Here is a 25666-nt window from a genome sequence, read left to right on the forward strand (position 1 = left end):
TCGGCCATCGATGCGGTGCCTGTGGCGATTGAGTTGGAGATTCAAGGCACCTAGTCCTGGCCTTACGGAGATTTCCCGAGCATGTATCCCATCGACTTTCTGTGGCGCGCCGCCGCCCGACACCCCAACCGGGTGGCCGTCATCAGCCCCACAGGCGATCTGTCCTTCCGCGACCTGGCCGGCCTCGTACTGGAACGGGCCGCGGCACTCACGGCCATGGATCCGCAACCGCGCAGCAGGGTTTGCGTGGGGGCGGCAAATTCCGTCGATCACCTGGTGGCCATCCTGGCCATCCTGGCCGCCGGGAAAGTATGGGTACCGCTCAATCCGCGCAACGGCGATCCCGAGTTGCGCCGCATCGTCGAGTTCGTCGAGCCGTCGCTGGTCCTGGCCGACGGCGAGATGGCACAGCGCCTGGCGGGCATCCCGGCCAGCCTGCGTGCGCTGGAGGATCTTGCCGGCCGGTCGGGCGACATTGCCGCGGTCATGATGGGGCCGCGCTCGCACGCCGGCATCGACCTGGCCGAAGCCCAGGCGATCAAGTTCACCGGGGGCACCACGGGGTTCCCGAAGGGCGTGATCCAGCCGCTGCGAGCCTGGAACACGAACATTGCCACCCAGATCCACGAGCTGGGACTGACGCCGGACGACCGCTACCTCGTCGCCGCGCCGCTTACCCATGGCACCTCGACCTATATGCTGCCGTTGCTCGGTGCAGGCGGCGCGCTGATCTTCCCCGAGTACGTCAAGGCGCCGGCATTGCTCGATGCCGCGAACGCGCACGACGCCACGCTGTTCTTTGCGCCGCCCACGCTGGTCATGGCGCTGGTGGAAGAGCAGCGCCGCTCGCCCCGTGCGCTGCGCGCCTTGCGATACCTGGTCTATGGCGGTGCGCCCATGCGCCCCGAGCAGATCCGCGATGCCCAGTCGGCATTCGGGCCGGTGGTGTGCACCTCGTTTGGACAGACCGAAGCGCCACAGATCATCACCTTCCTTCCTCCGCACGAAATGACCGGAGAAAACCTGGCCTCGGTGGGGCGTCCGTCACTGCTGACCTGCGTCGCCATCGTCGACAAGGAAGGCCGACCGCTGCCAGCCGGAGAGGAGGGTGAAATCGCCGTGCGCGGCGACCTGGTGATGAGCGGCTACCTGAACGCGGAAGCGGAGACCCGCAAGACCCTCGTCAATGGCTGGCTGCGCACGGGCGATGCAGGCGTGCTGGACGAGCGCGGTTATCTCTTCCTGCGGGACCGCATCCGCGACGTGATCATTACCGGCGGGTTCAACGTCTATCCGAGCGATGTCGAGGTGGTGCTGTCAGCCCATCCGGCAGTGGCCGATTGTTCGGTGGTCGGTGTGCCCGATGCCAAATGGGGCGAGGCCGTCCATGCGGCGGTGCAGTTGCGTCCCGGGATGAACGTCGATACCGATGACCTGATCGCGCTGGTCAAGCGCGAACTCGGTTCGGTCAAGACCCCCAAGCAGGTCCACCTGTTCGAGGCGCTGCCGCGCAGTGCGGTCGGCAAGGTGCTGAAGCCGGCCGTCCGGGAAATCATCGTGAATAACGGGAGCAAATGATGGCCCATACCGACGCGACACCCGCGCCCGCCACGAAGCTGTGCCACTACACGGAGCAGGCGGTCTACTACGGCGAAGACAACCTGGTGGCAGACCTGCTCGGCCGCGCCAGCTTTGTCGATGTCTTCATGAAGCAAACCTTTGGCCGGACACCATCGCCGGCCGAGCGGCAGATTGTCGAAGCCGTGCTGGTGACGCTGATGGAACACGGCATGACGCCCAGCGCGATCGCTTCACGGATGATCTACGCCAGCTCGCCGGAGAACCTGCAGGCGGGCGTGGCGGCGGGCTTGCTCGCGGTGGCCAGCCAGTTCGTGGGCACCATGGAGCCCGCCGCCGAAGTGCTCGACCAGATCGTGGCCGCGGGCGACGACGGCGCGGCGCAAGCCAGGCGCATTGCGGGCGAATACCGCGCCAGCCGCCGCGCGATGCCGGGCTTCGGCCATCACCTGCACCGGCCGGACGATCCGCGCGCGATCAGGCTGCTGGACCTGGCGCGCGAACTCGGGACGTACGGCCAACGGTGCGCCGCGCTGGCATTGCTGGCCACCGAAGTGGACGCGGCCGCGGGACGCCACATCACCATCAACGCCACCGGCGCGATTGCCGCGATCCTCGGCGATATCGGCATTCCCGCGGCGCTGATGCGCGGCTTTGCCGTACTGAGCCGGGCGGCGGGACTGATTGCGCATATCGCCGAAGAACAGCGCGACCCATCCGGCCGATTTATCTGGAACCTGGTTGACGACGCCATGGCCGGCGCGCGTTCGACGGCCTGAGCGGGAACGACCGTGCCTGGCCCGCGACGGGCCCGGGCACCACCGCCGCACAACAAACTTTGGAGACACAGCCATGACCCAAGCCACCCCATCCATCCAGCGCCACCACCACATCACGCTGAACGTCGGCACCGCCCAGGAAGACTATGACTTCCATACCAAGGTGCTTTCGCTCAAGAGCGTCAAGAAGACGCTGATCTACGACGGCGGCACGCCTTTCTACCACCTGTACTACGGCAACGATATCGGCGAGGAAAGCACGCTGATCACCTGCTTCCCCGTGGCGCATTTCGGCCGCAAGGGCACGCGCGGCACGGGCCAGATCGGCAGCCTGGCGCTGTCGGTGCCGGTGTCCGCCATCCCGTTCTGGGAGAAGCGCCTGCGCGACCACGGCTTCGAGGTCCGCCGCTCCGAGCGCTTTGGCGAGCACGTGCTGGCATTTGCGCATCCGTGCGGCATCGAGTACGAGCTGATCGGCATTGCCGACGATGCGCGCAAGCCGTATTCCAACGGCGAAGTACCGGCCGAGCTGGCGATCCGCGGGTTGCACACCATTGCGGTGAATGTGCGCGAGATGGAGCCGACGCAGGAATTCATGGATGCCGGCTGGTCTGGCCGCGAAGTGGCGCGCGACGGCAAGTACGCGCGCTATGCATTCGGCGAAGGCGGCTCCGGCAAGTTCGTCGACTATGCGCTCGAAACGGCCATGCCGCAGGCCAGCTGGACCTATGGCTCGGGTACGGTCCACCACTGCGCGTTCCAGGTCGAGGACCACGCTGCGCAGGACCACTTCAAGCGCAGGCTCGAAGGCCTTGGCTTCACCGACACGTCGGAACGCAAGGATCGCGGGTATTTCGAATCGATCTACGTGCGCACCCCGAGCGGGGCCCTGTTCGAGGCCACGGTGTCGAAGCCGCAGGCTTTCCTGGTCGACGAACCGTACGAGACCCTCGGCGCCGTGGTGCAGATCGCGCCGCAGTTCGAAAGCCAGCGCGAGAGCATCCTGCGGTCGCTGGAATCGCTGAAGTACTGACCCGCAACCCTTAACCCTAACAGCGCGAGCGGGCAGCGGCCGCACTGCACCGCCGCCCGCGCGCATCCCGACACGGCTCGAATCGTATGTCAGAACTCAACCCACACCTGCGCATGCCGGTGAGTGCCTTTGGCGCGCCGCCTCGGGATGCCGCCATGGCAGCAATCCTGGTGCATGGCCGCGGCCAGTCGCCGGCGCTGATGAAGGAGATGGTGGTGGATCGCAGCGGGCGGTCCGACATCGCCTGGTTCGCCCCGGCGGCGGCGGACAGCACCTGGTATCCGGAGCGCTTCATCGAACCGGTGTCGCGCAACGAACCGCGGCTTTCGCAAGCGCTGGAGCGCCTGGATCTCCTGTCCCGCGAGCTGGTGGCGCTCGGTTTTCCGTACGCGTCACAAGTCCTGATCGGCTTCTCGCAGGGCGCCTGCCTTTGCAGCGAATTCGTCTGGCGCCAGGACCGCCGCTATGGCGCCCTGATCGCCTTCACGGGCGGGCTGATCGGGCCGCCGCAGATGCCCAGGCAGGTCGTGCCGACGCATCTGCGAGAGATGCCGGTGCTGCTTTCTACCTGCGCGCAGGATCCGCATGTGCCGCTGGACAGCGTGCAGGAATCGGCCGGGCTGTTCCGTAGCGCGGGCGCCGACGTCAGGCTGGTGGTCGAGCCGGGATGCGAGCACGCGATCCGCGACACCGAGCTTACGTTCGCAAACATTGCATTGGCGCGTTGCGCGCCGCAAGCAGATTGAAACCGGAGTTGTCAGCATGGAGCCGTTTGTCCACGAAACGCGCACGTCCCGCGTAGTCTTTGGTCCCGGAACACGTCGGTCATTGCCGCGTGAACTCGAACATCTGGGGATCCGGCGCGTGCTGGTCCTGACCACCCCCGAACAGGCCGCGCTCGGCGGCCAGATCGCCGGGTTGCTGGGCGACCGCTCCGTCGGCGTGTACAGCAAGGCCGTGATGCATGTGCCCGCCGAGGTCGCGCGGGCAGCGGTAGCCGCCGCTGCCGAGCTCGGCGCGGACGGCTGTCTCGCGGTGGGTGGCGGCTCCACCATCGGCCTGGCGAAGGCCATTGCGCTGGCGTCCGACCTGCCGATCATCGCCGTGCCGACGACCTATGCCGGTTCCGAGATGACGCCGTTGTATGGCATCACGGAATCGGGGATCAAGAAGGCCGGGCGGGACTGGCGCGTCGCGCCGCGGGCAGTGGTCTACGACCCCGAGCTGACACTCACCCTGCCGGCCGCGCTCAGCATGACCAGCGGCATGAACGCCATGGCGCATGCCGCTGAGGCGTTGTACGCGCCGGACGGCAACCCGGTCTACAGCCTGATGGCGGAAGAGGGCATCCGCGCCCTGGCCACGGCACTGCCGCGCCTGCGCGGAGCGGCGCAGGACCTCGACGCCCGCGGCGATGCGCTGTATGGCGCATGGCTGTGCGGCACCGTGCTGGGCAATCTGCAGATGGGCTTGCACCACAAGCTGTGCCATACGCTGGGCGGCAGTTTCAATTTGCCTCATGCGGAAGTCCACACCGTCATCCTGCCTTATGCGCTGGCCTACAACGCGGAGTGGGCGCCGCAAGCCATGGCGCGCATCGCGCGCGCGCTCGGGCGCGATGCCGCGCCGGCGGGAATGTGGGAGCTGGGTTCCGCACTGGGGGTGCCGCGCTCGCTGCGCGAGATCGGCATGCCGGCCGACGGCCTGGACCGGGCGGCGGACCTGGTGATGGCCGCCCCCTATCCCAATCCACGCCCGTTCGAACGGGCGCCGATCCGCGCACTGCTGCAACGTGCGTACGACGGCCTGATGCCGGTTTGTTCGCCGCGAACAGCTTGAAGGAGCCACCATGTCATACATCGTTCGCGGTAATTTCCGCGCAGGCGCAGGAGAAGCGCGGCTGAAGGTCAGGCCGCACCATATCCGCTATGTCATCTCGGCGTTGCCGGGCATTGTCTGCGCGGGCGCCTTGTGCGGTGAAGACCGGCTGCCCCGTGGCCTGTTCCTGGTGCTCGACTGCGAGGAACGTGCGCAGGCGGAAGCATTCATCTTCAACGAACCCTATTACCGCGCCGACCTGCTGGAACACGTGGAGGTCGAACGCGTGCTCCAGTTTGCCCCGCATCCGAACCCGCGCGTCCTGCATGAGGAGCTGGAGAAGGCCCTGGCAGCGGCGAGCCGCGCGGCGACTGGCTGAGGCGCGCGCCACACCGGCACGGCAGGTCCGGCAAGGGCCACCCATCCATTAAAAAAATCGAGATACCGGTGCCTTGCCCGCATCGCGCATCCGCAGGAGACATCATGACCATGCCATCCAACGGCCGGTAGCCGTACCGGTGCCTGACCCCGCCTGGCGCTCGCCCACGTGGGCATGCCGTGCCCGCGCGCGGCAATGCATGCAGGCCATCGCCCAATCAAGCTGAAACGACGCAGAACCACCCTGCAGGGTGACCTGCGCCCGAAGCCAATGTGCTGCTGGCCGGCAGGGCGTCGTTCGCCCCGAGATCGGTTCGCATGCCGTTCGCAACGGACTTTTTCCGTCGAAGTTTTCACGATGAAGCAGTGAATCATGAAACGCATCAAACGCATCATGTTGTCCGGCATGCCGGTGGTCATCATCGGCGGGCTGCTGTATGCCGGTCTGTTCGTCAAGCCGAAGCCGGTGGGTAACGCGGTGGAACAGCCGCTCGTCGAGCGGGGCGACGCCTTCTACGGCATTGCCACGTTGCCCGACGGCGCCCTGTGGGCCGCCGGCTCCAACGGCAAGATTCTCTACAGCACGGATGCCGGCACCAGCTGGCGCCGGCAAGCCGCCCCTGGCCAGGAAACCCTCCAGGACATCGCCGCGTGGGACAGCCGCCGCGCGGTCGCGGTCGGCAACGAAGGCGTCGTCCTCACGACCGATGACGCGGGGCAAAGCTGGACCGCGGCGCAAACGCCGAAAGCGGCCGCGGGCAACAAGCTGATGCGGGTGCAGACGAACCAGGACGGCAGCGCCTGGGCGGTCGGCAGCGGGGGCGTGCTGATGCGCTCGCGCGACTACGGCAAACACTGGGACGCGCCGGTGCAGGGCGAGGATGCCGCGTGGAACGGCATCGCGCTCCAGGGCCGGCGCGGCTGCGTCGTGGGCGAATTCGGACGCATCAGCGTTACCGCGGACGGCGGTGAAAGCTGGACCAGCGTCGCGAGTCCCGTCAAGCAAAGCCTGATGTCCGTGCGCTTCAACGATGCAGGCCAGGCCGTGGCGGTCGGGCTCAGTGGAATCGTGCTGGTCAGCGACGACGGCGGTTCGACATGGAAGCCGGCCGGCAAGGCCACGGACGAGGACCTCTTCGATGTGGCCTGGGACGGCAAGCGCTGGATCGCCGTCGGCGACAAGGGTGCGGTGCTGATCGGCGAAGCGGGAGGCCAGGCGGGAAGCGACGCGGGCAAATGGCGGCTGACGCGCCTCGCCCCGGACGATCGCGGCTGGTACACCCGGGTGCGGGTGCAGAACGGCAAGTACTACGTGGCCGGATCGCGGCTGGGCGCCAAAGAGGAAAACGCCCTGTAAGGCGCCAAACAGAGTATCTGGAGGAAGACATGAAAAGAATGCTGGAAAGCAGGCTCGAACGCTTTGTCGAGTTCTGCATCAACCGACGTGCGTGGGTCGCGGGGATCTTCTTCCTGGCGACCGCCGCGATGCTGGGGATTGCGACGAAGGTCGAGGTCAGGACCGTTTTTGAAGACCTGCTGCCGCGCAGCCACCCCTACATCCAGGTGCACGAACAGTACAAGCACGCGTTCGGCGGTTCGAACGTGGTCAGCGTCGTGCTGGAAGCCGAGAGCGGGGACATCTTCAGCACGCCGTTCCTGAACAAGGTCAAGCAGGTGACGACTGCCTTGCAGCAGGTCGATGGCGCCAACCAGTTCCAGATCGTCTCGCTGGCCTCGCGCAAGCTCAAGGAGATCCGCGGCTCCACCGATGCGATCGACTCCAATCCGCTGATGTGGCCGGATGTGCCGCAAGACCAGGCGGGGATCGACAAGCTGAAACAGGCCGTCCTGAACAATCCGCTGGTCTATGGCGCCTATGTTTCGCGCGACCTCAAGTCGGCACTGGTGACGGTCGATTTCTACGAGAACGCGGCCGACTACAACAAAATCTTCCCGCAAGTGATGTCGATCGCCGATTCGGTGCGTGGCGACGGCGTGCGCGTGCGCGTGACCGGCGAGCCGATCCTCTACGGCTGGGTCAAGCACTTCCTGCCGGAGACGCTGCAGATCTTCCTGTTCACCATTGGCTGCCTGGTGCTGCTGCTGTTCATCATTGCCCGCACCTGGCGCGGCACGCTGCTGCCATTGCTGGCAGGCGTCAGCAGTGCTGCGTGGGCGTTGGGCACGGCGCGCCTGCTCGGCTTCAACCTGGACCCCCTGGTGATCGTCATCGCATTCCTGATCACCGCACGCGCGATCTCTCACGCGGTGCAGCTGGTGTCGCGCTTCGACGAGGAACTCGCCGCGGGCGCGCCGACGACCCGGGCGGCCGCGAAGGCCAGCATGCTGCAGCTGTTCAAGCCGGGCATGCTGGGGGTGATTGCCGACGCCGGCTGCATGATCGTGGTGGTGCTGACGCCGATCCCGCTGATGCACAAGGTGTCGATCATCGGCACGGTATGGGTCATGACCATCGCGATCAGCGCCTGCGTCATGACGCCGGTCCTGCTGTCATGGGTGCGCTACCCGCGCGGCTACGCCCACCGGCTGGATCTGGGGCCTTACCTGGACCGCGTGCTGGACCTGTGCGTGCGCACGGCCACGACGCGGTGGCGCTACGCCGTGCTGAGCGCGACGGTCGCCGTGTTCGGCGTATCCGCCTGGTATGCCGCGCGCATTCAGGTCGGCGATGCCCAGCCGGGTTCACCGATCCTGTGGCCGGACTCCTCCTATAACCGCGACGCGGCCGCGATCAACCGCCAGTTCCAGGGCGCCGACCGGCTCTACGCGGTGTTTTCCGGGAACAAGCCGAACGCGGTGAAGGCGCCGCACGTACTCGAGAGCATGGCCGGACTGCAGCGCTACATGGCGGCGCAGCCCGAAATCGGCGGAAGCATGTCGATTGGCGACGTCATTCCGATGGTGCGGCGCGTGCTGAACGAGAACAACCCGCGCTACCTCGAGCCCGGCCGTACTGCGGAAGAGAACGGGGAGCTGATGTACATGTTCGTGTCCGGCTCCGATCCGGGCGACATGGCTCGCTTCACGGACATTCAAGCGAAGGATGCGTCGGTGACGTTCTTCTTCCGCGATCACCGCGGCGACAGCATCCGCACGGCCATGTCGCGGCTCAAGGCCTACGTCGAAGCCCATCCGCTGGCCGAAGGCACCTACCGCCTGGCAGGCGGCCTGGTCGGCGTGCTGGCGGCGGTCAACGAAGTGATCCTGGCCGGGCAGATCGAAAGCATCGCGCTCGCCCTGCTGGTGCTGGTGGTTTGCTGTGCAGTGGCCTACCGCTCGATGACCGCGGGCATGTTCTTCATGGTGCCGGTGATTCTCTCGAACACCATCACCTTCAGCTACATGGCGTGGAAAGGCATTGGCATGAACCTCAGCACGCTGCCGGTGGCCGCGCTGGGTATCGGCCTGGGCGTTGACTACGCCTTCTACATCGTCGATGGCATCAAGGAAAAGCTGGCCGAAGGCAAGGACCTGACGGCGGCGACGATTGCCTCGCTGCATGGTGCCGGACGCGGCGTGATGGTGACGGCCCTGACGCTGACCACCAGCGTCGTGCTGTGGTGCGCGTCTTCGCTGAGGTTCCAGGCAGACATGGGCGTGCTGATGGCCATCTGGCTGTTCGTGTCGGCGATCAGCGCGCTGTTCATCATGCCGGCGATGGTGCTGGTGTTCCGGCCGGCGTTCATCGTCAGGACGGAGCGCAAGCACGAGGCAGGCGGTGTCGGGGAGGTCGCCATATCCGCGTGATACCGCAAGCGTAGTCACCGCAAGAGTAGTCCCGGGATCGATACACAGAAGAAAACCGATATTGGCTGGAGGAGACGATGAAACTGAATCAATGGTACGAGATAGGCCGGAAATCCGGCGCGGCGGGCCTGTTATTTGCCTGCCTTGCTGGATCAGGCAGTGTCCGGGCGGCACTGACGGACGAGCCTGCTGTCGCGGGCGCCGAAACGCGCGGCAACGGCGAAGCGGACGCGGAGAACTACAGCTTCCACCTGGGCGGGTACGCCCGCGCCTGGACGTCTTTCAATCTGCAGGACCACCCGGAGACCAGCCGCAACGACAGGTTCTCGCCATCCATGGTGCGCGGCTCGCTGCTGCTCGATGCGGACGCGAAAACCGGACCGATTGCCTGGAAGGTGGTCGGGCGCGCGGACCAGGAGTACAAGACCACCTATCTGCGCGACCTGGAGACCCTCAACCGGCAGAACTCGCCGGGCGGGCCTGGCAGTCAGCTCATGGACCAGTACAACCAGGCCGAACTGCGCGAATACTACGCGGACTTCTCGCCGGTAGACCGTGTGAGCCTGCGCATCGGCAAGCAGCAGGTCGTGTGGGGCGAGACGGACTTCTTTCGCGCGCTCGACCTGGTCAATGGCTTCGACTATCGCTGGCGCTCGTTCCTGGAGCGCGAAGGCGATGAGTTGCGCAAGCCGCTCTTCCTGATCAAGGCCAAGGTCGATGTGCATGAGGCCGACGGCAGCCTGCAGTTGCTGTTCCGGCCCGGCATCGACCGCCTGCGCGACGTTGGCAACAACTACGACCTCTATGGCGGCCGCTGGGCGGGGCAACCCTACAAGGGCGTGGACTTCCTGGCGCCTGGCGCGCTGAACTACAACTATCGCGCGCCTGGTGCCAAGGTCTCCGACATGACCGGCGGGGTCCGATGGGAGGGGATGGCCGGCCCCGTGAACTACTCGCTGGCCTATCTGAAGACCTTCAACAACGATCCCGTCGTCAATTCGGCGTTCGCGCCCTCGGGATCCACCCCGACCGGCGCGCTTGGCGATTTCATCTTTCCCAAGATCGACCTGATCGGCGCCACGGCCAGCGGCTATGTGCCGGCGATCGATTCCGTGCTGAGCACGGAACTGGTCTATACGCGCAATGCGCCCTACAACATCGGCACCAATTTCTTCGGCGGCGCACTGCCCGGGTTCGGCGGGATCATCAAGAAGGACCTGGTCACGACCATGGTGCGCATGGACAAGAACCTGAACCTCATGAAGTTCCTCGGCACCAGCCGGCCGTCGTTCTTCTCGGTCCAGGTGTTCGACAAGTGGATCCAGAACTACAAGCGCTCGGATGACATCGTCAACATGGTTGGCTATGGCAGGGCGGCGAGCCAGCACTCGACCATCGCCACCGTCATCCTTGGCCTGAACTACAAGAACGACAAGATCAATCCCCAGCTGGCAGCCGGCGCATCGCTGCAGGGCGGCGGCGGCTTCCTGATCCCGAGCGTGGAGTTCGCCTATGGGGACCATTGGAGACTGGTGCTGGAGGCCGATCTCTTTTTCTCGAAGCACAAGCGCCAGCCAGGCCAGATCGAAAACTCGACCGGCCTGTTCGGATCGTTTGCCAACAATGACCAATTCGTCGCTCGCCTGACGCGACAGTTCTAAGCAGGAGACAAACCATGCAATCCATCAGGAAGAAAGCCTTTGCGCTGTGCGCCATCGCCGCGCTGAGCGCCGCCGCGGCCATGGCCGGCGCGGCGGAATTGCCGGCCGGCACCGTGATCGACAAGGGCAATATCGACAAGGTCAAGAACGACACGTTCGACGGCCACACGATCGCGAGCCTTCTGACCGACAAGCTCGAATGGCAGATCCGCAATACAGGCCTGAAGATTCCCCTTGGCCATGCCAAGCCCGTGCAGCTCGACCCGAAGTACATAGAGGCGACGAAGAAGAATGCGGGCAAGGCCCAGTTCGACGAGAAGACCCGCGAAGTGACCGGCTGGGTGGCCGGCATCCCCTTCCCTGAAGTCAGCCAGAACGATCCCTTTGCCGGCGACAAGCTGATCTGGAACTTCTATTACGCCTCGCCGGAGGGCGACGTCATCGACAACAAGGCGACGTTCCTGATGGTCAACGGCGACAAAGGCCTTGAGTCGACCCAGGACTGGCTGTTCATCCGTTACTACATGAAGGGCCGGATCAGCGGCGACAAGCCGGTGGTGGGCGATGGCGGCGTCTTGAGCAAGACACTGTTTGTGGCGACGGCGCCGGAGGACATCAAGGGGGTCGGTACCTTCACCGTACGCTACGACAGCCCGAAGCTTGAGGACAGCTGGGCGTACATCAAGTCGGCCCGCCGGACTCGCCGTCTGTCTGGTGGCGCATGGATGGATCCGGTGGGCGGCCTGGATGTGCTGAACGATGACATCTATGTGTGGAATGCACGCCCATCGTGGTATCCGAAGGTCAAGCTGGTGGGCCGCCGCTGGATCCTGGCGATTTCGGACGCGAAGCTTGGCTACAACGCGTCGAAGAAGGGGACGCCGGAGGAATGGAAGACGGTAGACCTGGGCAACGCGCCGCACTGGAATCCAGTGCAGACGTGGCAGCCGCGCGAGGTTTGGGTGATCGAGGGCACGCCGCCTTCGGAGCATCCTTACGGCAAGAAGATCGTCTACATGGACGTGAACTATCCGCGCATTTACATGGGCGAAGCCTATGACAAGAAGGGGGAGTTCTGGAAGTTCATCAACTTCCATATGGCGCCGTCGGTGGGGGAGGATGGTACGAAGTACTCGTCGTCCGTGCAGGGGGATATCATCGATTTCAAGGCCCGACATGCTTCGATTTATCTCTTCCGCAGCTACAAGCTTAATGAGGCGAAGATTAAGGAGACTGATATGAGTTATAGCGCGTTGGAGACTATTGCTAAGTAAGGCACTGGGGCACTTGGGGCGCGTCGGCAACATCGCTGGCGTGCTTTTTTTGTTCTTCGAGCGACGCTGGGGCTCGGGGACGAGCTGGGGCGGCGTGCTTGGCAGGCGCCGCTGTTTCGCCGGCGGAGCCGGCGAGTCACTTTTTGTCCGAGCGACAAAAAGTAACCAAAAAACGCGTTTACTTGTCCTAACGGACGAATATTGATCGTAGTGTGCCAAGGGTGTTGTACGGGTATGAACTTCAGAGGCTGCCCGGCTGCCTGCCGCGTGGTGCGCACCCGTATGCAGGCTCTCAGGCAATGATTGAACGAGCCCCGAACCTGTCCGTGGCCCGACACCGCGAACGCTGTCGCATCATCGCCTACGGCTGCTACGCGGCTCACTAGTCTGTTAGCTGGCGCATCACCATCGCTGCCGCACACGGACACGGACACGGACACGGACACGGACACGGACACGGACACGGACCATTGTCTTGGTCTCAGCTCCGGCCTGCGCGGTCAGACTGCTGAGCCGCGCGTAGCGCAGCCGAAGGCGATGATGCGATATAGCTGGAGAGCCCGGGCCACGGACAGGTTCGGGGCTCGTTCAATCAATGTGTGAGAGCCTTCGGGTGGACGCGCACCATGCGGCAGGCAGCGGGACAGACTCTGAAGCGAATACCCGTACGAAATTCGTCGCACACTACGATCAATATTCGTCCGTTAGGACAAGTAAACGCGTTTCTTTGCCTACTTTCTTGTCGCTTGGACAAGAAAGTAGGTCGCCGGCTACGCCGGCGAAACAGCCGCGCCTGCCAAGCACGCCCCCCCGCAATTCGGCGAAGAACTTTTAAAAAGAGACAAGGAAAGACAAGACACCATGGAAACCAGACCAATGACCGACGACCAGCGCAAGTCCATTGCCCTGGAGTACTTCCGCCGTATGGATCGTGGCGACAGCGTAGTGGATCTATTCGACGAGCATGCTGCGTTCTATTTCCCGAAATGGGGCATCGCGCGCGGACGCGCGCAGATCGAATCGCTGTTCCGGGACCTGATGGGTATCCTGGAATCGGTGAGCCACGATATCGCGCATGCCAATGTCATCCAGCAGGGCGACATGGTTGTGGTGGAGGGTACCTCCAGCGGCACCATGAAATCTGGGCAGGCGTGGCGTGCGGGTGTCACCCATGCGGGCCACTGGTGCGATGTTTTCGAGATCCGCGATTTCCGTATCCAGCGGTGCTATGTGTATCTCGATCCGGACTATGGTGACAACGACACCGGGCGCTATCCGTGGCTGCCGCGTGCGTCGGCATAGATAAAACCATAAAACCGCTGCCGCAGCGCCGCCGGGCGATGCCCGGCGGCCGCGAGCCTCAGGAGGCCGACATGACGCCCGTGTCCGTACCGCGCTCCAGCACGAAGTCGTAGCCAAGCTCCAGGCAAGGACCGGCATAGCCATACTCGCGCTCGCGCGCGCCGGCGGGCACAGACTCGAACCTGCAGACCAGCGACTGCTTTACCGCGAACACCACGTCAGAGTCCAGGTACGGATCCTCGGCATCGAAGATATGGGTGACCAGCGGCTTGCAGCCTGGTGCGGTAACCCTCGCGTGCAGGTGGGCCGGGCGCCACGGGTGCCGGTCAGTCGCGCGCAGCAGCTCGCCGATCGGCCCGTCGGTCGGAATCGGGTAGCGCACCGGACGCACCGTACGCACCAGGAACTCGCCGGCATCGTTGGTGCGATACCAGCCGCGCAGGTTATTGACGGGCTGCTCCGGGTCCTGGATGTCGTACATGCCGTTCGAGTTGGTCTGCCAGACTTCGATCTGCGCGCCGGGCACCGGCGCGCCCGACAGGTCCAGCACACGGCCGCGCACGAACAGCGGCATCTCGTCGGACGGCAGTTGCTGGATCGACTGGCCCCATTCGCGCGCCGGCGTGCCGGGCACGTAGAACGGGCCGACCACGGTCGACTCGGTGGCGGCCGGCGCGACGCCGGCGCTGACCATATTGACCAGCATGGACACGCCCAGGTTATCGGACAGCAGGATCATCTCCTGGCGCTTGTCGTCGCAGATCTGCCCGACCGCTGTCAGGAACTGGATGCCGCCCATCCATTCTTCCTCGGTCAGCCTCACGTCGCGTACAAAGGCGTGCAGGTGCCGCACCAGCGACTGCAGGATTTCGCGCAGGCGCGGGTCGGGCGTGTTCTGGTAGCGCTGCACGACAACTTCGGTCAGCTCGGCTTCTGTCATGTTTCGCATGGTGTTCTCCTGTTCAGTGAGCGGCCTGGTAGGGCGCGGGGATAAAGCGCCCGCCGGGCGCAACGCCAGCCAGCGCCAGCACGCGGTCGCGCGAACGCTCCAGCTCGGCGATCAGTCGGGCCACGTCCACGTTGACCAGCTTGCCGTGGCGCTTGACCGCCTTGCCGGCGACCCAGACGGAATCGACCAGGCCCGGGTGGCCGGCCAGCACCACTGCGCCGACCGGGTTGTTCAGCGGCGCCATTTCGAGGTTGTCAGCGCGCAGCATGCAAAGGTCGGCTTGCTTGCCGGGCGTGAGCGAGCCGATGCGGTCTTCCATGCCGAGCGCCCGCGCGCCGTTGATGGTGGCAAAGGCCAGTACGTCGCTGGTATCGATGGGCAGGCGCTGCACCGTGGTGCCGGCCTGGTCGGCATGGTGGTGGGCCCAGGCACGTTCGAGCAGCAGCACCGTGCGCATGACCTGGAACAGGTGGCCGCTGTTGGAAGTCACGATATCGACGCCGAGCGTGGGGGCCAGGCCTGCCTTGATCAGGCGGCCGGTGGCGGGCCAGCCGTGACCCATCTGCAGTTCGATATCGGGCGTCATCGACGCCCACGCGCCGTGGTCCGCCATGATGCGGAACTCGTCGTCCGCGAGCGAGTTGCAGTGCACGCAGACCACGCCTTCGAGCAGGCCCTGCTGCGCGAGCCACGCCACCGGACGGTTCTTGCCCCACGCGCCGTCGCCGACGTGCACGGAGATCAGCGCGTCGATGTCGCGCGCCAGCGCCCAGTCGTCGATCGTCACGGATTCCGTGGCGTACTGCGGCCCGCGCAGCGCCATGCCCATCTGCACCAAGCCGTCGGCATCGGAAAAGTATTCCTGCTTGACGCGGTACGCGTCGCGCGAGGTCGGCAGGTTGCTGACCGGCAGCCATTCGGCATTGGCATTGCCATAGCACATGACGAAGCGGCCGCCCGAATCGCGCAGGCCATTGACGGCGCCGTCGGTGTGGGCCGGCGTGTTCATGTTGTGCGACCAGTCCAGCACGGTGGTAATGCCGGCATTGAGCGCTTCGCACGCGCCCGCCAGGTTGGACGTGTACATGTCTTCGGCGCAGAAATGCTCGCCGAGCTGGCCGCGCACGCCGGCGAAATACTGGTCCAGCGTCCAGTCGGCGGCGATATTGCGCAGCGTGGTCTGCCAGACATGGCGGTGGGTATCGACCATGCCGGGCATGACGATGGTGCCGGTGCCGTCGATGATCTCGGCGCCGCCCGCCTCCAGGCCGGTGCCGATGGCGGCAATCTTGCTGCCTTCGATCAGGATGTCGCCGTGGTCGAGGTCGCCGAGCTTCGGGTCGACGGTAATGACCGTGGCATTGCGGATGAGGGTGCGTTTCAGCATGGGTGTCTCCCTTGTTTTTTTATGGGGTTTGGCGAATGTTCAGGCGATCGGTGTTTGCAAATGAAGGTTAAGCCCGGGTGCCGCGCATCGAATCAGGCGAGCAGGTGGTGGGCGATTTTCTCGGCCACCATGATGGTCGGCAGGTGGGTGTTGGCGCTCGGCACGGACGGCATGACGGACGCGTCCGCCACATAGAGCCCGTGCATGCCGTGCAGTTGCCCGTGTGGATCGACCACGGCGAACGGATCGCGCGCGGCGCCCATGCGGCAGGTGCCGCTGACGTGCCCGGTGCCGCTGATGCTGCTGCGCGCATAGTCGGCCAGCCGGTCCTCGCTGCGCAGCATGTCGGCGGCCGGCGTCATCTTCGACAGGCGTGTGATGGTGCGTTGTCCGAGCCGCGGCAGCGCGTCGATGAGCCCGGCCGCCACCGCCGCGCGCATGGCGTTGGCGCGGGTGGGTTCATTGAAGCGCATGAGCCGGCTCAGGTTGCCGGCATCGCCGAGCACATAGGGCGTGCCGCACACCGTGCCGAGTTCCGGAAACAGCGATGCGGTAAAGCGGAACGCGTCCGTCATGCGCGCCAGGTCGCGCGCATCGGAGAGCAGGTTGAAGGCGACCACGCTCGCGGCCTGCGGGCTTTTCGGGCACAGCGTCACCGTGCCGCGTGACCACGGCTTGTTCAGGACCGGCGCGAGCGAGGCCATGCGGTGGCCCAGCGCATGCCACGACAGCCAGCTGCGGACAAACATGCCCATGTCGCCGGGTGTACCGCCATCCGTGCCGGAGCTCCATCGCAGCGTGGTGGCGCAGGCGGGGCGCACGCCGGGCCGTTCGCGTCCACCCGGCCGCAGGAACGACACCACATAGAGGATGGCGTGGTTCTGCAGGTTGCGGCCCACGCCTGGGCGGTCCAGCACGGGCGCGATCCCGGCCTGCGCCAGGTCCTGTGCGGGTCCGATGCCGGAGCGCAGCAGCAGTGCCGGGCTGCGCAGCGCGCCCGCGGCCAGCAGGACGCGGCGCGCGCGGATCTCGCGCGTGGTGCCCTGCGCATCGGTGGCGACGACGCCAACGCAGCGCAGCATGCCGTCGTGCCGCGCGGTCAGCAGCCGCGTGACGGTGGTGCCGGCCTGCACCGACAGATTGTCGCGCGCGCGCGCCGCCGCATCCAGGTAGCAGATGCCTGCCGAGCCGCGCTTGTCGTCGAAGCGGCTGATGGGCAGCGTGCCGTGGCCATCGCCGAAATCGGCGTTCATGTCGGCGACATGGCCAAGGTTCCGTGCCTGGACCACGGCCTGCAGCCGCGTGGCCAGCGGCGACCAGTGCTGCGGCGGCTCGCGCCGGATCGGCACCGGGCCATCATGGCCATGCAGCGGGCCCTGGAAGTCCTGGTCGGCTTCCAGCTTGCGGAAGTAGGGCAGGACGTCGTCCCAGCCCCAACCGGTGGCGCCCTGGCGCGCCCAGTCGTCGTAGTCATCGGGCCGGCCGCGCAGCGCGAACATGCCCATGATCTGCGACGTGCCGCCGAGCACGCGGCCCTGCGGGAAGAACGACGGGGCGCCCGCCGACGCGCTGCCCCAATGCACGCGCGTGTCAGGCCACGTATAGGCCGGGTTGAAGGTCGACAACGGGAAGATGCTGCGGATGTCCTCCGGCTCTTCGCCGGGCCGGATGTCGTTGCCGGCTTCCAGCAGCAACACGCGGTTGGCGGGATGCGCCGACAGGCGGTTGGCCAGCACGGAGCCGGCGGCGCCGGCGCCAACGATCAGGTAGTCCCATTCCGTCATGGCGCCGACTCTCCGGAAGGCGCCCCGCGCGGCACGGGGCCGGTGCCTGCCATGGCTTCGGCAGTCAGCACGCCGGCAATGTAGTCGAGCGCGCCGCGGCCCTGCGCGATGGTCGCCGTGTTGAGCTGGCTGGCCAGCGCGGCCAGCGGCAACGGCACGCTGGCGTCGCTGCCGGCTGCCAGGATCAGGCGCAGGTCCTTTGCCATCTGCTCGCACGAGAACAGCGGCCGGAAGTCGCGTTCGCGCAGCGACGCGGCCTTGACCTTGAGCAGCGCAGAGGCAAGCGCGCTGCTCTCCATGACGTCGAGCATGTCTTCCCACGCAATGCCGCCCTTGCTGCCGAGCGCCAGCGCCTCGCCCATCATGGCCGCGGTGGCGGCGACCATCAGGTTCAGCACGAGCTTCATGCTGCGCGCCTGCTCGGCCGTGCCGACGTAGTGGATGCGCTCGCCCCATTGCGCCAGCAGCGGGCGTGCCGCTTCGAAGGCATCGGCCGGGCCCGAGACGATGGTGGTCAGTGCGCGCGCCTGCGCCTGCACCGGCGTGCCGGATACCGGTGCGCGCAAGTACTGCACGCCCGCCGACCGCGCGGCCCGTGCCACGGTGGCCGATGCCTGGGGCGAGACCGTACTGGTATCGACATAGATCATTCCCGCGGGCGCGCTCTCGATGACCTGGGCGGCGACGGCCAGCAACGCGGCATCGTCCGGCAAGGACGTCACCACCGCCTGTGCGCCCGCTGCCGCGTCCGCAGGGTTCGGCACCGGCGTAGCCCCCAGTTCCCGGGCGCGTTCGCGCGCCTCGGCCTGCGGTTCGACCACGCTGACGGCGTGCCCGGCGGCCAGCACGCTCGCCAGCATGGGCAGGCCCATTTTGCCCGCTCCGATCCAGCCTAGTTTCATGCTTCGCTCCGGTGGTCGAGGTGGTTGGGGATGCGTCCGGCGGCTACTGCGCCGTTCATTGCGCGGCTCCAGCGGCGCGGTCGTCCACGCGCTTGTAGAACGCGTGGATATGCACGGCTTCCCAGATGCCGAGCGCCCAGAACGGGTCGTTGCGGTTGAAGGCCTCCACTTCGGCGCGGGTATCGGCTTCGACCAGGAAGAAGCTGCCGATCATGTCGGTGCCGGAATCGTCGACCAGCGGTCCCGAGACCAGCGTGCGGATCGGATGGCTGCTCAGGTATTGCCGGTGCTTGTCCACGTTCGCAGTGCGCGTGGCTAGCATGCCGGGCTTGTCGACGGCGTAGATGATCCAGTGCATGGCGGTCTGGCCTTTCCAGTAGGTTCAGATGGGATTGACGGAAGCGGTGGGGCCGTTCGGGTTGCCGAAGGTCCAGTCCCAGCGCCGGATTTCCACGCTGGCGAAGAGACCGGCGTGTGCATACGGGTCGGCCTGGCTGAAGGCAAGCACGTCCTCGTAGCATGCGGCGGCCACCACCAGCAGCGAGCCGTTCATGGTGGTGCTGTCGCGTTCAAGCGAGGCGCCGCTGAGCACCACCGTCACGCGCTCGTGCCGGCCACGCAGCCAGTCGCGGTGGCGCGCGCGTGTTGCCACGCGCAGAGGCAGGGCGCCGGGCTTGTCGGTGCCGATCACCATGAAGTACAGCGGTGCCGGCAGGCTGGCGCCGCTCATGCCGCGTCCTCATGCCGGTCTGGCAAGTTGAAGGGATACATGGAGTTCCTGCTTGTCTCTGTCGTTTTATTTATCGTACGAACGTGCGAACGTTCGAACATTACGACGAGTATAGCGGCGTCATGGACGATGTCAACATTCGAATGACGCGTCCGCGGCCCGGGGTCGGCGCTACAGGGGGCCGCTGCAGCGTGCGCCGGGCGGTAGACAGGTGAATGGCCTCGGATGCCCAGGGCGTGGGCTTGAGCGGGCGAGGACGAGGCTGCGGTGCGAGACTTCGGCGTCTCGGCGGCCGCGATCAGAATGAGTAGCCCGCGGACACGTAGACAAAGTTGGTATTGTGGCCACCGACCGCGCTCAGCACGTTGGCGATATCCACGTGAACCACGCCGGCATTCACGGCGACATGGCGGTTGGCCTGCCAGAACAGGTCAAAAGCAAGCTGGCTGCCGGTATAGCGCCCCGATTGCCCGGCCGTGCCGGCAATCGGAATGGCTGCTGCCGTGTAGACGGCGTCGTTGGTCGTCTGCCTCCAGATGAAGTCCCACGAAACCGTAAGCCGCAGCCGCGGTGTGGGCTTCAGCGTGAGCGAGGGTTGCAGGTCGAGCACGTTCGAGGCGCCCAGCAGTCCCGCCTGGTTGAAGTACGCGAGCTTGGGAAAGAGGCCGTTATAAGTGCCAAGCTTGCCGTCGTGCGGATTGCGATCGCCGCTGCCGGCGGTGGCCTTGATGCCGGCGCGCAACGGCCAGCTGGCCGGGACGAAGGTATAGCCGGTATCGGTGGAGAAGCCCCACGCGCGCACATCCTGCTGGCCGAAGCTGCCGAACTGCGCGAGCGCCTCCCAGTCCCAGTCCCACTGCGCATGACTGCCGAAAATGCGGCCGCCTGCCGAATGCCGCCGTTCGACACCGGTGCCGATGCCGTATAGCGCGTGGCTATTCTCGAATCCGAGGTAGTACAGGTCCACGCCGGAGGCGGGAACGAAGGACCTGGGAATGGTCGCGTAGAGTCCCCAGAAGCCTTGCGCGTGGTTGGGCTGGTCATCGAAATTGCCTGCTTTCAGCAGGACGGGGCGCGTGGCAAAGGCGTCCACCCGCACGTTGTCGAAGGCTCCGCCAAGGCGCACACCGTCAAACGCGCGCCGCACGTTGGGTGCGTCGCGCACTGAAATCAGCCGCTGGGATCCGAACGCCATCTCCTGGCGTCCCGCTCGCAGGACGGGATCGGACGCCGCGTTGCCGGTCACGGGCACGTGCACATCGACAAAGGCCTGCTGCAGGTCCAGCCGGTCTTCATAGGGCGGCGTGGCGATGTCCTTGCCGGGCGCGAGATGATTGCCCAACTGCACGAATCCGCGCAGGTAGTCGCCTGCATGCAGGTCGGCGTGGACCAGGATGCGGTGCAGCAGGTAGCTGTCTGCCCTGGGGCCCGGCACGCCGAAGTTCGGTGCCGTGTAGCGCTCGAACCGCTCGCGGATTTCGCCGCCAAGGCTCAGGTAGGCGCCATCCGAGCCGAGCGGAATGTACTTGACCGGATCCCACCAGTCACTACGCGCCTGCGTGTCACGCAGGTACCGGTAGTCTTCCTCATAGCGCAGGAATTTGTAGGGCGGGGCAAGCGCCGGTGGGGATTCCTGCGCGACCGCGTTCAACGGCAGCATGGCCAGGGCGAGGGTAAGGGCAAGTGGCCTGACCACGAAAGCGCTTGTCATGTGTCGCAGGGTTCAACGTGATTTGACACACCATGTTGGAGACGATTGTGCCGAGCGCACAGAGAGTGTTTCCCGGGTCTCGTCTCGAACTCGCAATCAGGCAGTTGGGGAAATATAGAAGCTCCGCCGATCGGAGGCCAGAAAGGACGGGTGCCAATACCGTCGGCGGCGCCAGGCGGCCGCGGCACGGTGGTGCAGGCCGTGCCGCGGCCCGGACTCAGCGTGCCGAGTCGAGGACTTCGCCGTCCTTCTGCACGGCTTGCGCCTTCATATAGCTTTCGATCAGCAACTGGTAGGCCGGGAAGATCTTCGTGTAGACCTCGGCCCATTGCTGCGCGTCATCACGATGCCAGGTGTGCTGCAGTTCCGAGGCGACGGCTGCCGTGTCCATCGGTACGACGCCGGCCTGCACCACGCGCGCCAGCGTGATTTCCTGCGCCATCTTCGAGTACGTGCCCGAGGCGTCGACCACCGCAAAGACCCTGTAGCCGTCGGCCACCGCGCTGATGGCCGGGAATGCCATGCATACGCTGGTGATGGTGCCGGCGATGATCAGCGTCTTCTTGCCGGTGGCTTCGACGGCGGCGACGAATTCGGGGTTGTCCCAGGCGTTGATCTCGCCCTTGCGTGCGACGTATTTCGCGTGCGGGGCGTTTTCGTGGATCTCGGGAATCAGCGGACCGTTCGGGCCTTGCGGCACCGAGGCGGTAGTGATAACCGGCAGTTTGCTCAGCGTCGCCATCTTGGCCAGCGCGGCGGCGCGCTGGCGCAGTTCGGGCATCGGCATGTCGCCCACGGTCTGGAACAGGCCGCTCTGGTGGTCGATCAGCAGCATGGCGGTATCGGCCGGGTCAATGACGGGGCGCTTGCCGTTGAAGTTGGCAGGGCTGCTCATGGTGAATCTCCTTGAACGTCGGGTGCCTGGGCACAGGCTGTCGTTGAAGCCCGCCACCGGTCGGCGGCGGGCGATAGGACGTGGGCGAGGCCCACCGGACACTAGGTGTTGGCGGGCTGGCGCGCCATGCTGGCGAAGCGGCCGCTGTTGAGGTCGCCCAGCGCCTGCTGGATTTCCTGCTCGGTGTTCATCACGAACGGGCCATAGCCGACGATCGGTTCATCGATCGGCTCGCCCGCCAGCAGGATCACCGTGGCGTCGGTGCTGGCTTCGACACAGGTGCCCTCACCGGCACGGTCCAGCAGGACCATCTGCGCTTCGCCGGCAACGGTGTCGCCATTGACGCGCACGGTGCCGCGCAGCACGATCAGCGCGGCGTTCCAGCCATCGGGCACCGGCAGCTCGCTGATGCCGCCCTGGTTCAGGCGCATGTCCCACACCTGCAGCGGCGTGAAGGTGTGCGCGGGTCCGGCGTGGCCGTCGAAGCCACCGGCGATCACGCGCACGGTGCCCGCTCCGGCCGGCAGCGCCACGGCGGGAATGTCGTCGCTGGTGATGGCCTGGTAACCCGGCGTCGCCATCTTGTCGCGCGCCGGCAGGTTGACCCACAACTGCACCATCTCGAGCGGGCCGCCGGATTCGGAGAACGCCTTCGAATGGAACTCTTCATGCAGGATGCCCGCGCCAGCCGTCATCCACTGCACGTCGCCCGGGCCGATCACGCCGCCCTGGCCGGTCGAGTCGCGGTGCGCCACTTCGCCCTTGTAGACGATGGTCACGGTCTCGAAGCCGCGGTGCGGATGCACGCCCACGCCACGCGGCTGGCTGGTCGGCGTGAAGTCGGCCGGGCCGGCGTAGTCCAGCAGCAGGAACGGGCTGAGCTGCTTGCCGTGGCTCTGGTAGGAAAACATCGAACGGACCGGGAAGCCATCGCCTACCCAGTGGGGACGCGGAGCGCTGTAGACGCCGAGGATTCTCTTCATTGCCATCTCCTTCTGTTTCGCTGACCGGCGGTGCCGGGTCGATGGAGACAGCATAGAACTGGGACGAAGCGAGTTGTAGACCCCTGAAACCGTTATCAGAGTTCTGCCAGCGGAACGATGAAGAGGGGTGCCAGCGCCTTCGAGGCGATCCGCCGTGGCGACGCCGGCACTCTGGGGTGTCAGCGCGGCAGCAGGCGCCAGCCGCGCAGCATCGCGCCGAGACGCTTCAGCGCGCGGCGCAGGCGTCCCGGGCGGGACAGGTCGCGCATGGCGCGCAGGCGGTCGGCGTCGTGCGCGGCGACGTCGGGGTGGCGGAAGTCAGGCAGCAGGATCGAGAACTTCATGGCAGGTCTCCGATGGGATTCCCGATCCGGCGCCAACGCTCAGTATTGCGGCGGCCGGAAGCGGGAGCTTGCGGGAACGGCGCGCGGGCAGGCCCCGGTGCGCGCCGGCTTCGGTAAGGGACTACAAGGGTCGTCGGGCATGGAAGGCTCCGGTTCGGGTGGATCGGCATGGGCGACGCGCGTGCCGGCAGGGCTCGCGCAAGGCGCACGGCTGTGGCCAGGGACGGCATGCGTACGCGTGCCGGCGACAGGCCAGGTCGGGCCAAGCGGACATGCGCGGCGGCTCGCGACGCGAGCGTGCCGGACATGCCATGCAAATTCGAGTGATGCGGGAAAACGTCCACGGCAAATGCCGCGATCGATGCGCACCGTCAGGCAATTCCTGCCAGACGGTGGCCCTGTGATGCCGTGCTGGCGCAAGCGTCAGCAGTGCGGAGGGATGCGGGTCTGGCGAGGGTTACCGGTGATGTCCGTCAGGACAACTGGCTGAGTCCAATTGGAACCCCAAGGCTTTAAACAGCGCGCAGTCTAGCCCTGCAGGCAGGAAGCGTCAACCTTCGCGGCCCGGTGAAAGTGCCGGACGCCGCGCACATGGCAAAAACCGTCAGCGGTGCTGGTGCAATCGGCTATTGCCGCGTGCAGGCCGCTGGCACACACTCGTGCGGCACAGGCGTGTGCCTCGCTGCACCGCGCCGCAGAACAGCTATGACAAGGTTGGAGACACCATGCGCAACTACACCGAAGCCTTTGCCGGATTCTCATACCCGGACACCGTCAGCCGCCAGCTGCACGGCAACCTCGACGCCATCAATGCCTGCGTGGAGTGTTGCGACCGGCATGCGCTGCCGGGCCGCATCGCCCTGTTCTGGGAGGGGCGCGACGGGACCTCCGAGACCTGGACGTTCACGCAACTGCAGGCGCTCTCCGCGCAGGTGGCTGGGTTCCTCAAGGCGCAGGGCGTGCAACCTGGCGATCGCGTGGCCGGCCTGCTGCCGCGCACGCCGGAACTGCTCGCCACCATCCTCGGCGTGTGGCGAGCCGGTGCGGTCTACCAGCCACTGTTCACCGCGTTCGGGCCCAAGGCCATCGAGCACCGGCTGAACACGTCGGGCGCGAAGCTGGTGGTGACCGACGGCGCCAACCGCGGCAAGCTCGACGATGTCGCCGACTGTCCGCCCATCGTCACCGTGGCCGGCGAGAAGGGCCGCGGCCTCGTGCGCGGCGATTTCAGTTTCTGGGCCGAAGTGGAGCGGCAGCCCGCGCAGTTCGAGCCCGTCATGCGGCGCGGCGACGATCCGTTCCTGATGATGTTCACCTCGGGCACCACCGGCCCGGCGAAGCCGCTGCAGGTGCCGCTGAAGGCTATCGTGGCGTTCGCGGGTTATATGCGCGACGCGGTCGACCTGCGCGAGCAGGACGCCTTCTGGAACCTGGCCGATCCCGGCTGGGCCTATGGGCTGTATTACGCGGTGACCGGGCCGCTCGCGCTGGGCCATCCGACCACGTTCTACGACGGCCCGTTCACGATCGAAAGCACATGCCGCGTGATCCGGAAATACGGCATCACCAACCTGGCCGGGTCGCCGACCGCCTATCGTTTGTTGATCGCGGCAGGCAAGGCGGTGTCGGGACCGCTGCGCGGCCAGTTGCGCGCGGTCAGCAGCGCCGGCGAGCCGCTCAACCCGGAAGTCATCCGCTGGTTCGCCAACGAGCTGGGCGTGACCATCCATGACCACTATGGCCAGACCGAAACCGGCATGGTGCTGTGCAATCACCACGCGCTGGCGCACACGGTACGCATGGGCGCGGCCGGCTTTGCCAGCCCGGGCCACCGCGTGGTGGTGCTGGACGACGAGTACCACGAACTCCCCGCGGGCCAGCCCGGCACGCTGGCGCTGGATCTCACGCAGTCGCCGATGTGCTGGTTCCCCGGCTACCACGGCACGGCCACGCGCGCCTTTGTCGGCAACTACTACCTGACCGGCGATTCGGCCGAACTCAACGACGATGGCAGCATCAGCTTCATCGGCCGTGCCGACGACGTCATCACCACCTCGGGTTACCGGGTCGGGCCGTTCGACGTGGAGAGCGCGCTGATCGAGCATCCGGCCGTGGTCGAAACCGCCGTGATCGGCAAGCCTGATCCGGAGCGCACGGAACTGATCAAGGCCTTCGTCGTGCTCGATCCGCAATACCGGCCGACGCCGGAACTGGCCGAGGAATTGCGCCTGCATGTGCGCAATCGCCTGGCGGCCCACGCCTACCCGCGCGAGATCGAGTTCCTGGCCGAACTGCCCAAGACGCCGAGCGGCAAGGTGCAGCGCTTTATCCTGCGCAACCAGGAGGTGGCCAGGGCGCGCGACGCGCAGGGCGGCGCCCCGGCGGCCTGA

22 protein-coding genes are annotated in these 25666 nt (G+C 66.1%); 12 read left to right on the top strand and 10 right to left on the bottom strand.

The annotated features are described in order from the left end of the window. Nucleotides 1–81: 81 nt before the first annotated feature. The 11 genes from AC3FKH_RS09445 to AC3FKH_RS09495 all read left to right on the top strand — a co-directional run bounded on the left by AC3FKH_RS09445 (nt 82) and on the right by AC3FKH_RS09495 (nt 13591). A complete protein-coding gene (locus AC3FKH_RS09445; protein ID WP_488674952.1) occupies nt 82–1578 on the top strand; it encodes a class I adenylate-forming enzyme family protein in 1497 nt (498 codons plus the stop codon). Next, on the top strand, nt 1578–2357 hold the full coding sequence (locus tag AC3FKH_RS09450) for a citryl-CoA lyase (RefSeq protein ID WP_488675614.1): 780 nt from the start codon (nt 1578–1580) through the stop codon (nt 2355–2357). Before AC3FKH_RS09445 ends, AC3FKH_RS09450 begins: the two co-directional genes overlap by 1 nt. Before the next feature lie 73 nt (nt 2358–2430). Continuing rightward, on the top strand, nt 2431–3390 hold the full coding sequence (locus AC3FKH_RS09455) for a VOC family protein (protein WP_488674954.1): 960 nt from the start codon (nt 2431–2433) through the stop codon (nt 3388–3390). A gap of 86 nt (nt 3391–3476) precedes the next feature. Then, complete coding sequence (locus AC3FKH_RS09460) at nt 3477–4136, top strand: alpha/beta hydrolase (protein WP_488674956.1); 660 nt, start codon at nt 3477–3479, stop codon at nt 4134–4136. A gap of 16 nt (nt 4137–4152) precedes the next feature. After that, on the top strand, nt 4153–5229 hold the full coding sequence (locus AC3FKH_RS09465; RefSeq protein ID WP_488674958.1) for a maleylacetate reductase: 1077 nt from the start codon (nt 4153–4155) through the stop codon (nt 5227–5229). A gap of 10 nt (nt 5230–5239) precedes the next feature. After that, the gene (locus AC3FKH_RS09470; protein WP_488674960.1) at nt 5240–5587 is read left to right on the top strand and encodes a YciI family protein; all 348 of its coding nucleotides are present in this window, start codon (nt 5240–5242) and stop codon (nt 5585–5587) included. A 372-nt stretch (nt 5588–5959) separates the two neighbouring features. After that, nucleotides 5960–6943: a WD40/YVTN/BNR-like repeat-containing protein gene (locus tag AC3FKH_RS09475; RefSeq protein WP_488674962.1), complete on the top strand. Its 984-nt coding sequence runs from the start codon at nt 5960–5962 to the stop codon at nt 6941–6943. Between the two features lie 29 nt (nt 6944–6972). Further along, nucleotides 6973–9354 (top strand): efflux RND transporter permease subunit, encoded by a 2382-nt coding sequence (locus AC3FKH_RS09480; RefSeq protein WP_488674964.1) that lies wholly within the window; start codon nt 6973–6975, stop codon nt 9352–9354. Nucleotides 9355–9431: 77 nt separating this feature from the next. After that, nucleotides 9432–11015 (top strand): DUF1302 family protein, encoded by a 1584-nt coding sequence (locus AC3FKH_RS09485; protein ID WP_488674966.1) that lies wholly within the window; start codon nt 9432–9434, stop codon nt 11013–11015. Nucleotides 11016–11029: 14 nt separating this feature from the next. Beyond that, complete coding sequence (locus AC3FKH_RS09490; protein ID WP_488674968.1) at nt 11030–12289, top strand: DUF1329 domain-containing protein; 1260 nt, start codon at nt 11030–11032, stop codon at nt 12287–12289. An 861-nt stretch (nt 12290–13150) separates the two neighbouring features. Continuing rightward, entirely contained in the window at nt 13151–13591 is a 441-nt protein-coding gene (locus tag AC3FKH_RS09495; RefSeq protein ID WP_488674970.1) for a nuclear transport factor 2 family protein, read from the top strand. A gap of 58 nt (nt 13592–13649) precedes the next feature. Here AC3FKH_RS09495 and AC3FKH_RS09500 read toward each other — a convergent pair whose 3' ends face one another. From AC3FKH_RS09500 to AC3FKH_RS09545, 10 genes are all read right to left on the bottom strand, one after another. Then, nucleotides 13650–14540 carry an intradiol ring-cleavage dioxygenase gene (locus AC3FKH_RS09500; protein ID WP_488674972.1) on the bottom strand — a complete coding sequence of 297 codons (891 nt, stop codon included), beginning with the start codon at nt 14538–14540 and terminating at the stop codon, nt 13650–13652. Between the two features lie 13 nt (nt 14541–14553). Beyond that, entirely contained in the window at nt 14554–15927 is a 1374-nt protein-coding gene (locus AC3FKH_RS09505; RefSeq protein WP_488674974.1) for an amidohydrolase family protein, read from the bottom strand. Nucleotides 15928–16019: 92 nt separating this feature from the next. After that, nucleotides 16020–17711, bottom strand: coding sequence for a GMC family oxidoreductase (locus tag AC3FKH_RS09510; protein WP_488674975.1), 1692 nt, complete (start codon nt 17709–17711; stop codon nt 16020–16022). After that, the gene (locus tag AC3FKH_RS09515; RefSeq protein WP_488674977.1) at nt 17708–18613 is read right to left on the bottom strand and encodes an NAD(P)-dependent oxidoreductase; all 906 of its coding nucleotides are present in this window, start codon (nt 18611–18613) and stop codon (nt 17708–17710) included. Before AC3FKH_RS09515 ends, AC3FKH_RS09510 begins: the two co-directional genes overlap by 4 nt. A gap of 55 nt (nt 18614–18668) precedes the next feature. Continuing rightward, nucleotides 18669–18971 (bottom strand): YciI family protein, encoded by a 303-nt coding sequence (locus AC3FKH_RS09520; protein ID WP_488674978.1) that lies wholly within the window; start codon nt 18969–18971, stop codon nt 18669–18671. Nucleotides 18972–18995: 24 nt separating this feature from the next. After that, a complete protein-coding gene (locus AC3FKH_RS09525; RefSeq protein WP_488674980.1) occupies nt 18996–19343 on the bottom strand; it encodes a YciI family protein in 348 nt (115 codons plus the stop codon). Between the two features lie 298 nt (nt 19344–19641). After that, nucleotides 19642–21054, bottom strand: coding sequence for an alginate export family protein (locus AC3FKH_RS09530; protein ID WP_488674981.1), 1413 nt, complete (start codon nt 21052–21054; stop codon nt 19642–19644). A 217-nt stretch (nt 21055–21271) separates the two neighbouring features. Further along, on the bottom strand, nt 21272–21949 hold the full coding sequence (locus AC3FKH_RS09535; RefSeq protein WP_488674982.1) for a hydrolase: 678 nt from the start codon (nt 21947–21949) through the stop codon (nt 21272–21274). A gap of 101 nt (nt 21950–22050) precedes the next feature. Next, the gene (locus AC3FKH_RS09540) at nt 22051–22932 is read right to left on the bottom strand and encodes a pirin family protein (protein ID WP_488674984.1); all 882 of its coding nucleotides are present in this window, start codon (nt 22930–22932) and stop codon (nt 22051–22053) included. Nucleotides 22933–23111: 179 nt separating this feature from the next. Then, nucleotides 23112–23276 (bottom strand): hypothetical protein, encoded by a 165-nt coding sequence (locus AC3FKH_RS09545; RefSeq protein WP_488674986.1) that lies wholly within the window; start codon nt 23274–23276, stop codon nt 23112–23114. A 725-nt stretch (nt 23277–24001) separates the two neighbouring features. Between AC3FKH_RS09545 and AC3FKH_RS09550 the strand changes: the two genes are divergently transcribed. After that, complete coding sequence (locus tag AC3FKH_RS09550) at nt 24002–25666, top strand: AMP-binding protein (protein ID WP_488674988.1); 1665 nt, start codon at nt 24002–24004, stop codon at nt 25664–25666.

The sequence above is a fragment of the Cupriavidus sp. 21MJTG02-4 genome (genome assembly GCF_057798975.1).

Bases quoted from the DNA above. Each gene is read 5' to 3' on its own strand.
- AC3FKH_RS09445 (WP_488674952.1), top strand. From the start codon at position 82: ATGTATCCCATCGACTTTCTGTGGCGCGCCGCCGCCCGACACCCCAAC.
- AC3FKH_RS09450 (WP_488675614.1), top strand. From the start codon at position 1,578: ATGGCCCATACCGACGCGACACCCGCGCCCGCCACGAAGCTGTGCCAC.
- AC3FKH_RS09455 (WP_488674954.1), top strand. From the start codon at position 2,431: ATGACCCAAGCCACCCCATCCATCCAGCGCCACCACCACATCACGCTG.
- AC3FKH_RS09460 (WP_488674956.1), top strand. From the start codon at position 3,477: ATGTCAGAACTCAACCCACACCTGCGCATGCCGGTGAGTGCCTTTGGC.
- AC3FKH_RS09465 (WP_488674958.1), top strand. From the start codon at position 4,153: ATGGAGCCGTTTGTCCACGAAACGCGCACGTCCCGCGTAGTCTTTGGT.
- AC3FKH_RS09470 (WP_488674960.1), top strand. From the start codon at position 5,240: ATGTCATACATCGTTCGCGGTAATTTCCGCGCAGGCGCAGGAGAAGCG.
- AC3FKH_RS09475 (WP_488674962.1), top strand. From the start codon at position 5,960: ATGAAACGCATCAAACGCATCATGTTGTCCGGCATGCCGGTGGTCATC.
- AC3FKH_RS09480 (WP_488674964.1), top strand. From the start codon at position 6,973: ATGAAAAGAATGCTGGAAAGCAGGCTCGAACGCTTTGTCGAGTTCTGC.
- AC3FKH_RS09485 (WP_488674966.1), top strand. From the start codon at position 9,432: ATGAAACTGAATCAATGGTACGAGATAGGCCGGAAATCCGGCGCGGCG.
- AC3FKH_RS09490 (WP_488674968.1), top strand. From the start codon at position 11,030: ATGCAATCCATCAGGAAGAAAGCCTTTGCGCTGTGCGCCATCGCCGCG.
- AC3FKH_RS09495 (WP_488674970.1), top strand. From the start codon at position 13,151: ATGGAAACCAGACCAATGACCGACGACCAGCGCAAGTCCATTGCCCTG.
- AC3FKH_RS09500 (WP_488674972.1), bottom strand. From the start codon at position 14,540: ATGCGAAACATGACAGAAGCCGAGCTGACCGAAGTTGTCGTGCAGCGC.
- AC3FKH_RS09505 (WP_488674974.1), bottom strand. From the start codon at position 15,927: ATGCTGAAACGCACCCTCATCCGCAATGCCACGGTCATTACCGTCGAC.
- AC3FKH_RS09510 (WP_488674975.1), bottom strand. From the start codon at position 17,711: ATGACGGAATGGGACTACCTGATCGTTGGCGCCGGCGCCGCCGGCTCC.
- AC3FKH_RS09515 (WP_488674977.1), bottom strand. From the start codon at position 18,613: ATGAAACTAGGCTGGATCGGAGCGGGCAAAATGGGCCTGCCCATGCTG.
- AC3FKH_RS09520 (WP_488674978.1), bottom strand. From the start codon at position 18,971: ATGCACTGGATCATCTACGCCGTCGACAAGCCCGGCATGCTAGCCACG.
- AC3FKH_RS09525 (WP_488674980.1), bottom strand. From the start codon at position 19,343: ATGAGCGGCGCCAGCCTGCCGGCACCGCTGTACTTCATGGTGATCGGC.
- AC3FKH_RS09530 (WP_488674981.1), bottom strand. From the start codon at position 21,054: ATGACAAGCGCTTTCGTGGTCAGGCCACTTGCCCTTACCCTCGCCCTG.
- AC3FKH_RS09535 (WP_488674982.1), bottom strand. From the start codon at position 21,949: ATGAGCAGCCCTGCCAACTTCAACGGCAAGCGCCCCGTCATTGACCCG.
- AC3FKH_RS09540 (WP_488674984.1), bottom strand. From the start codon at position 22,932: ATGAAGAGAATCCTCGGCGTCTACAGCGCTCCGCGTCCCCACTGGGTA.
- AC3FKH_RS09545 (WP_488674986.1), bottom strand. From the start codon at position 23,276: ATGAAGTTCTCGATCCTGCTGCCTGACTTCCGCCACCCCGACGTCGCC.
- AC3FKH_RS09550 (WP_488674988.1), top strand. From the start codon at position 24,002: ATGCGCAACTACACCGAAGCCTTTGCCGGATTCTCATACCCGGACACC.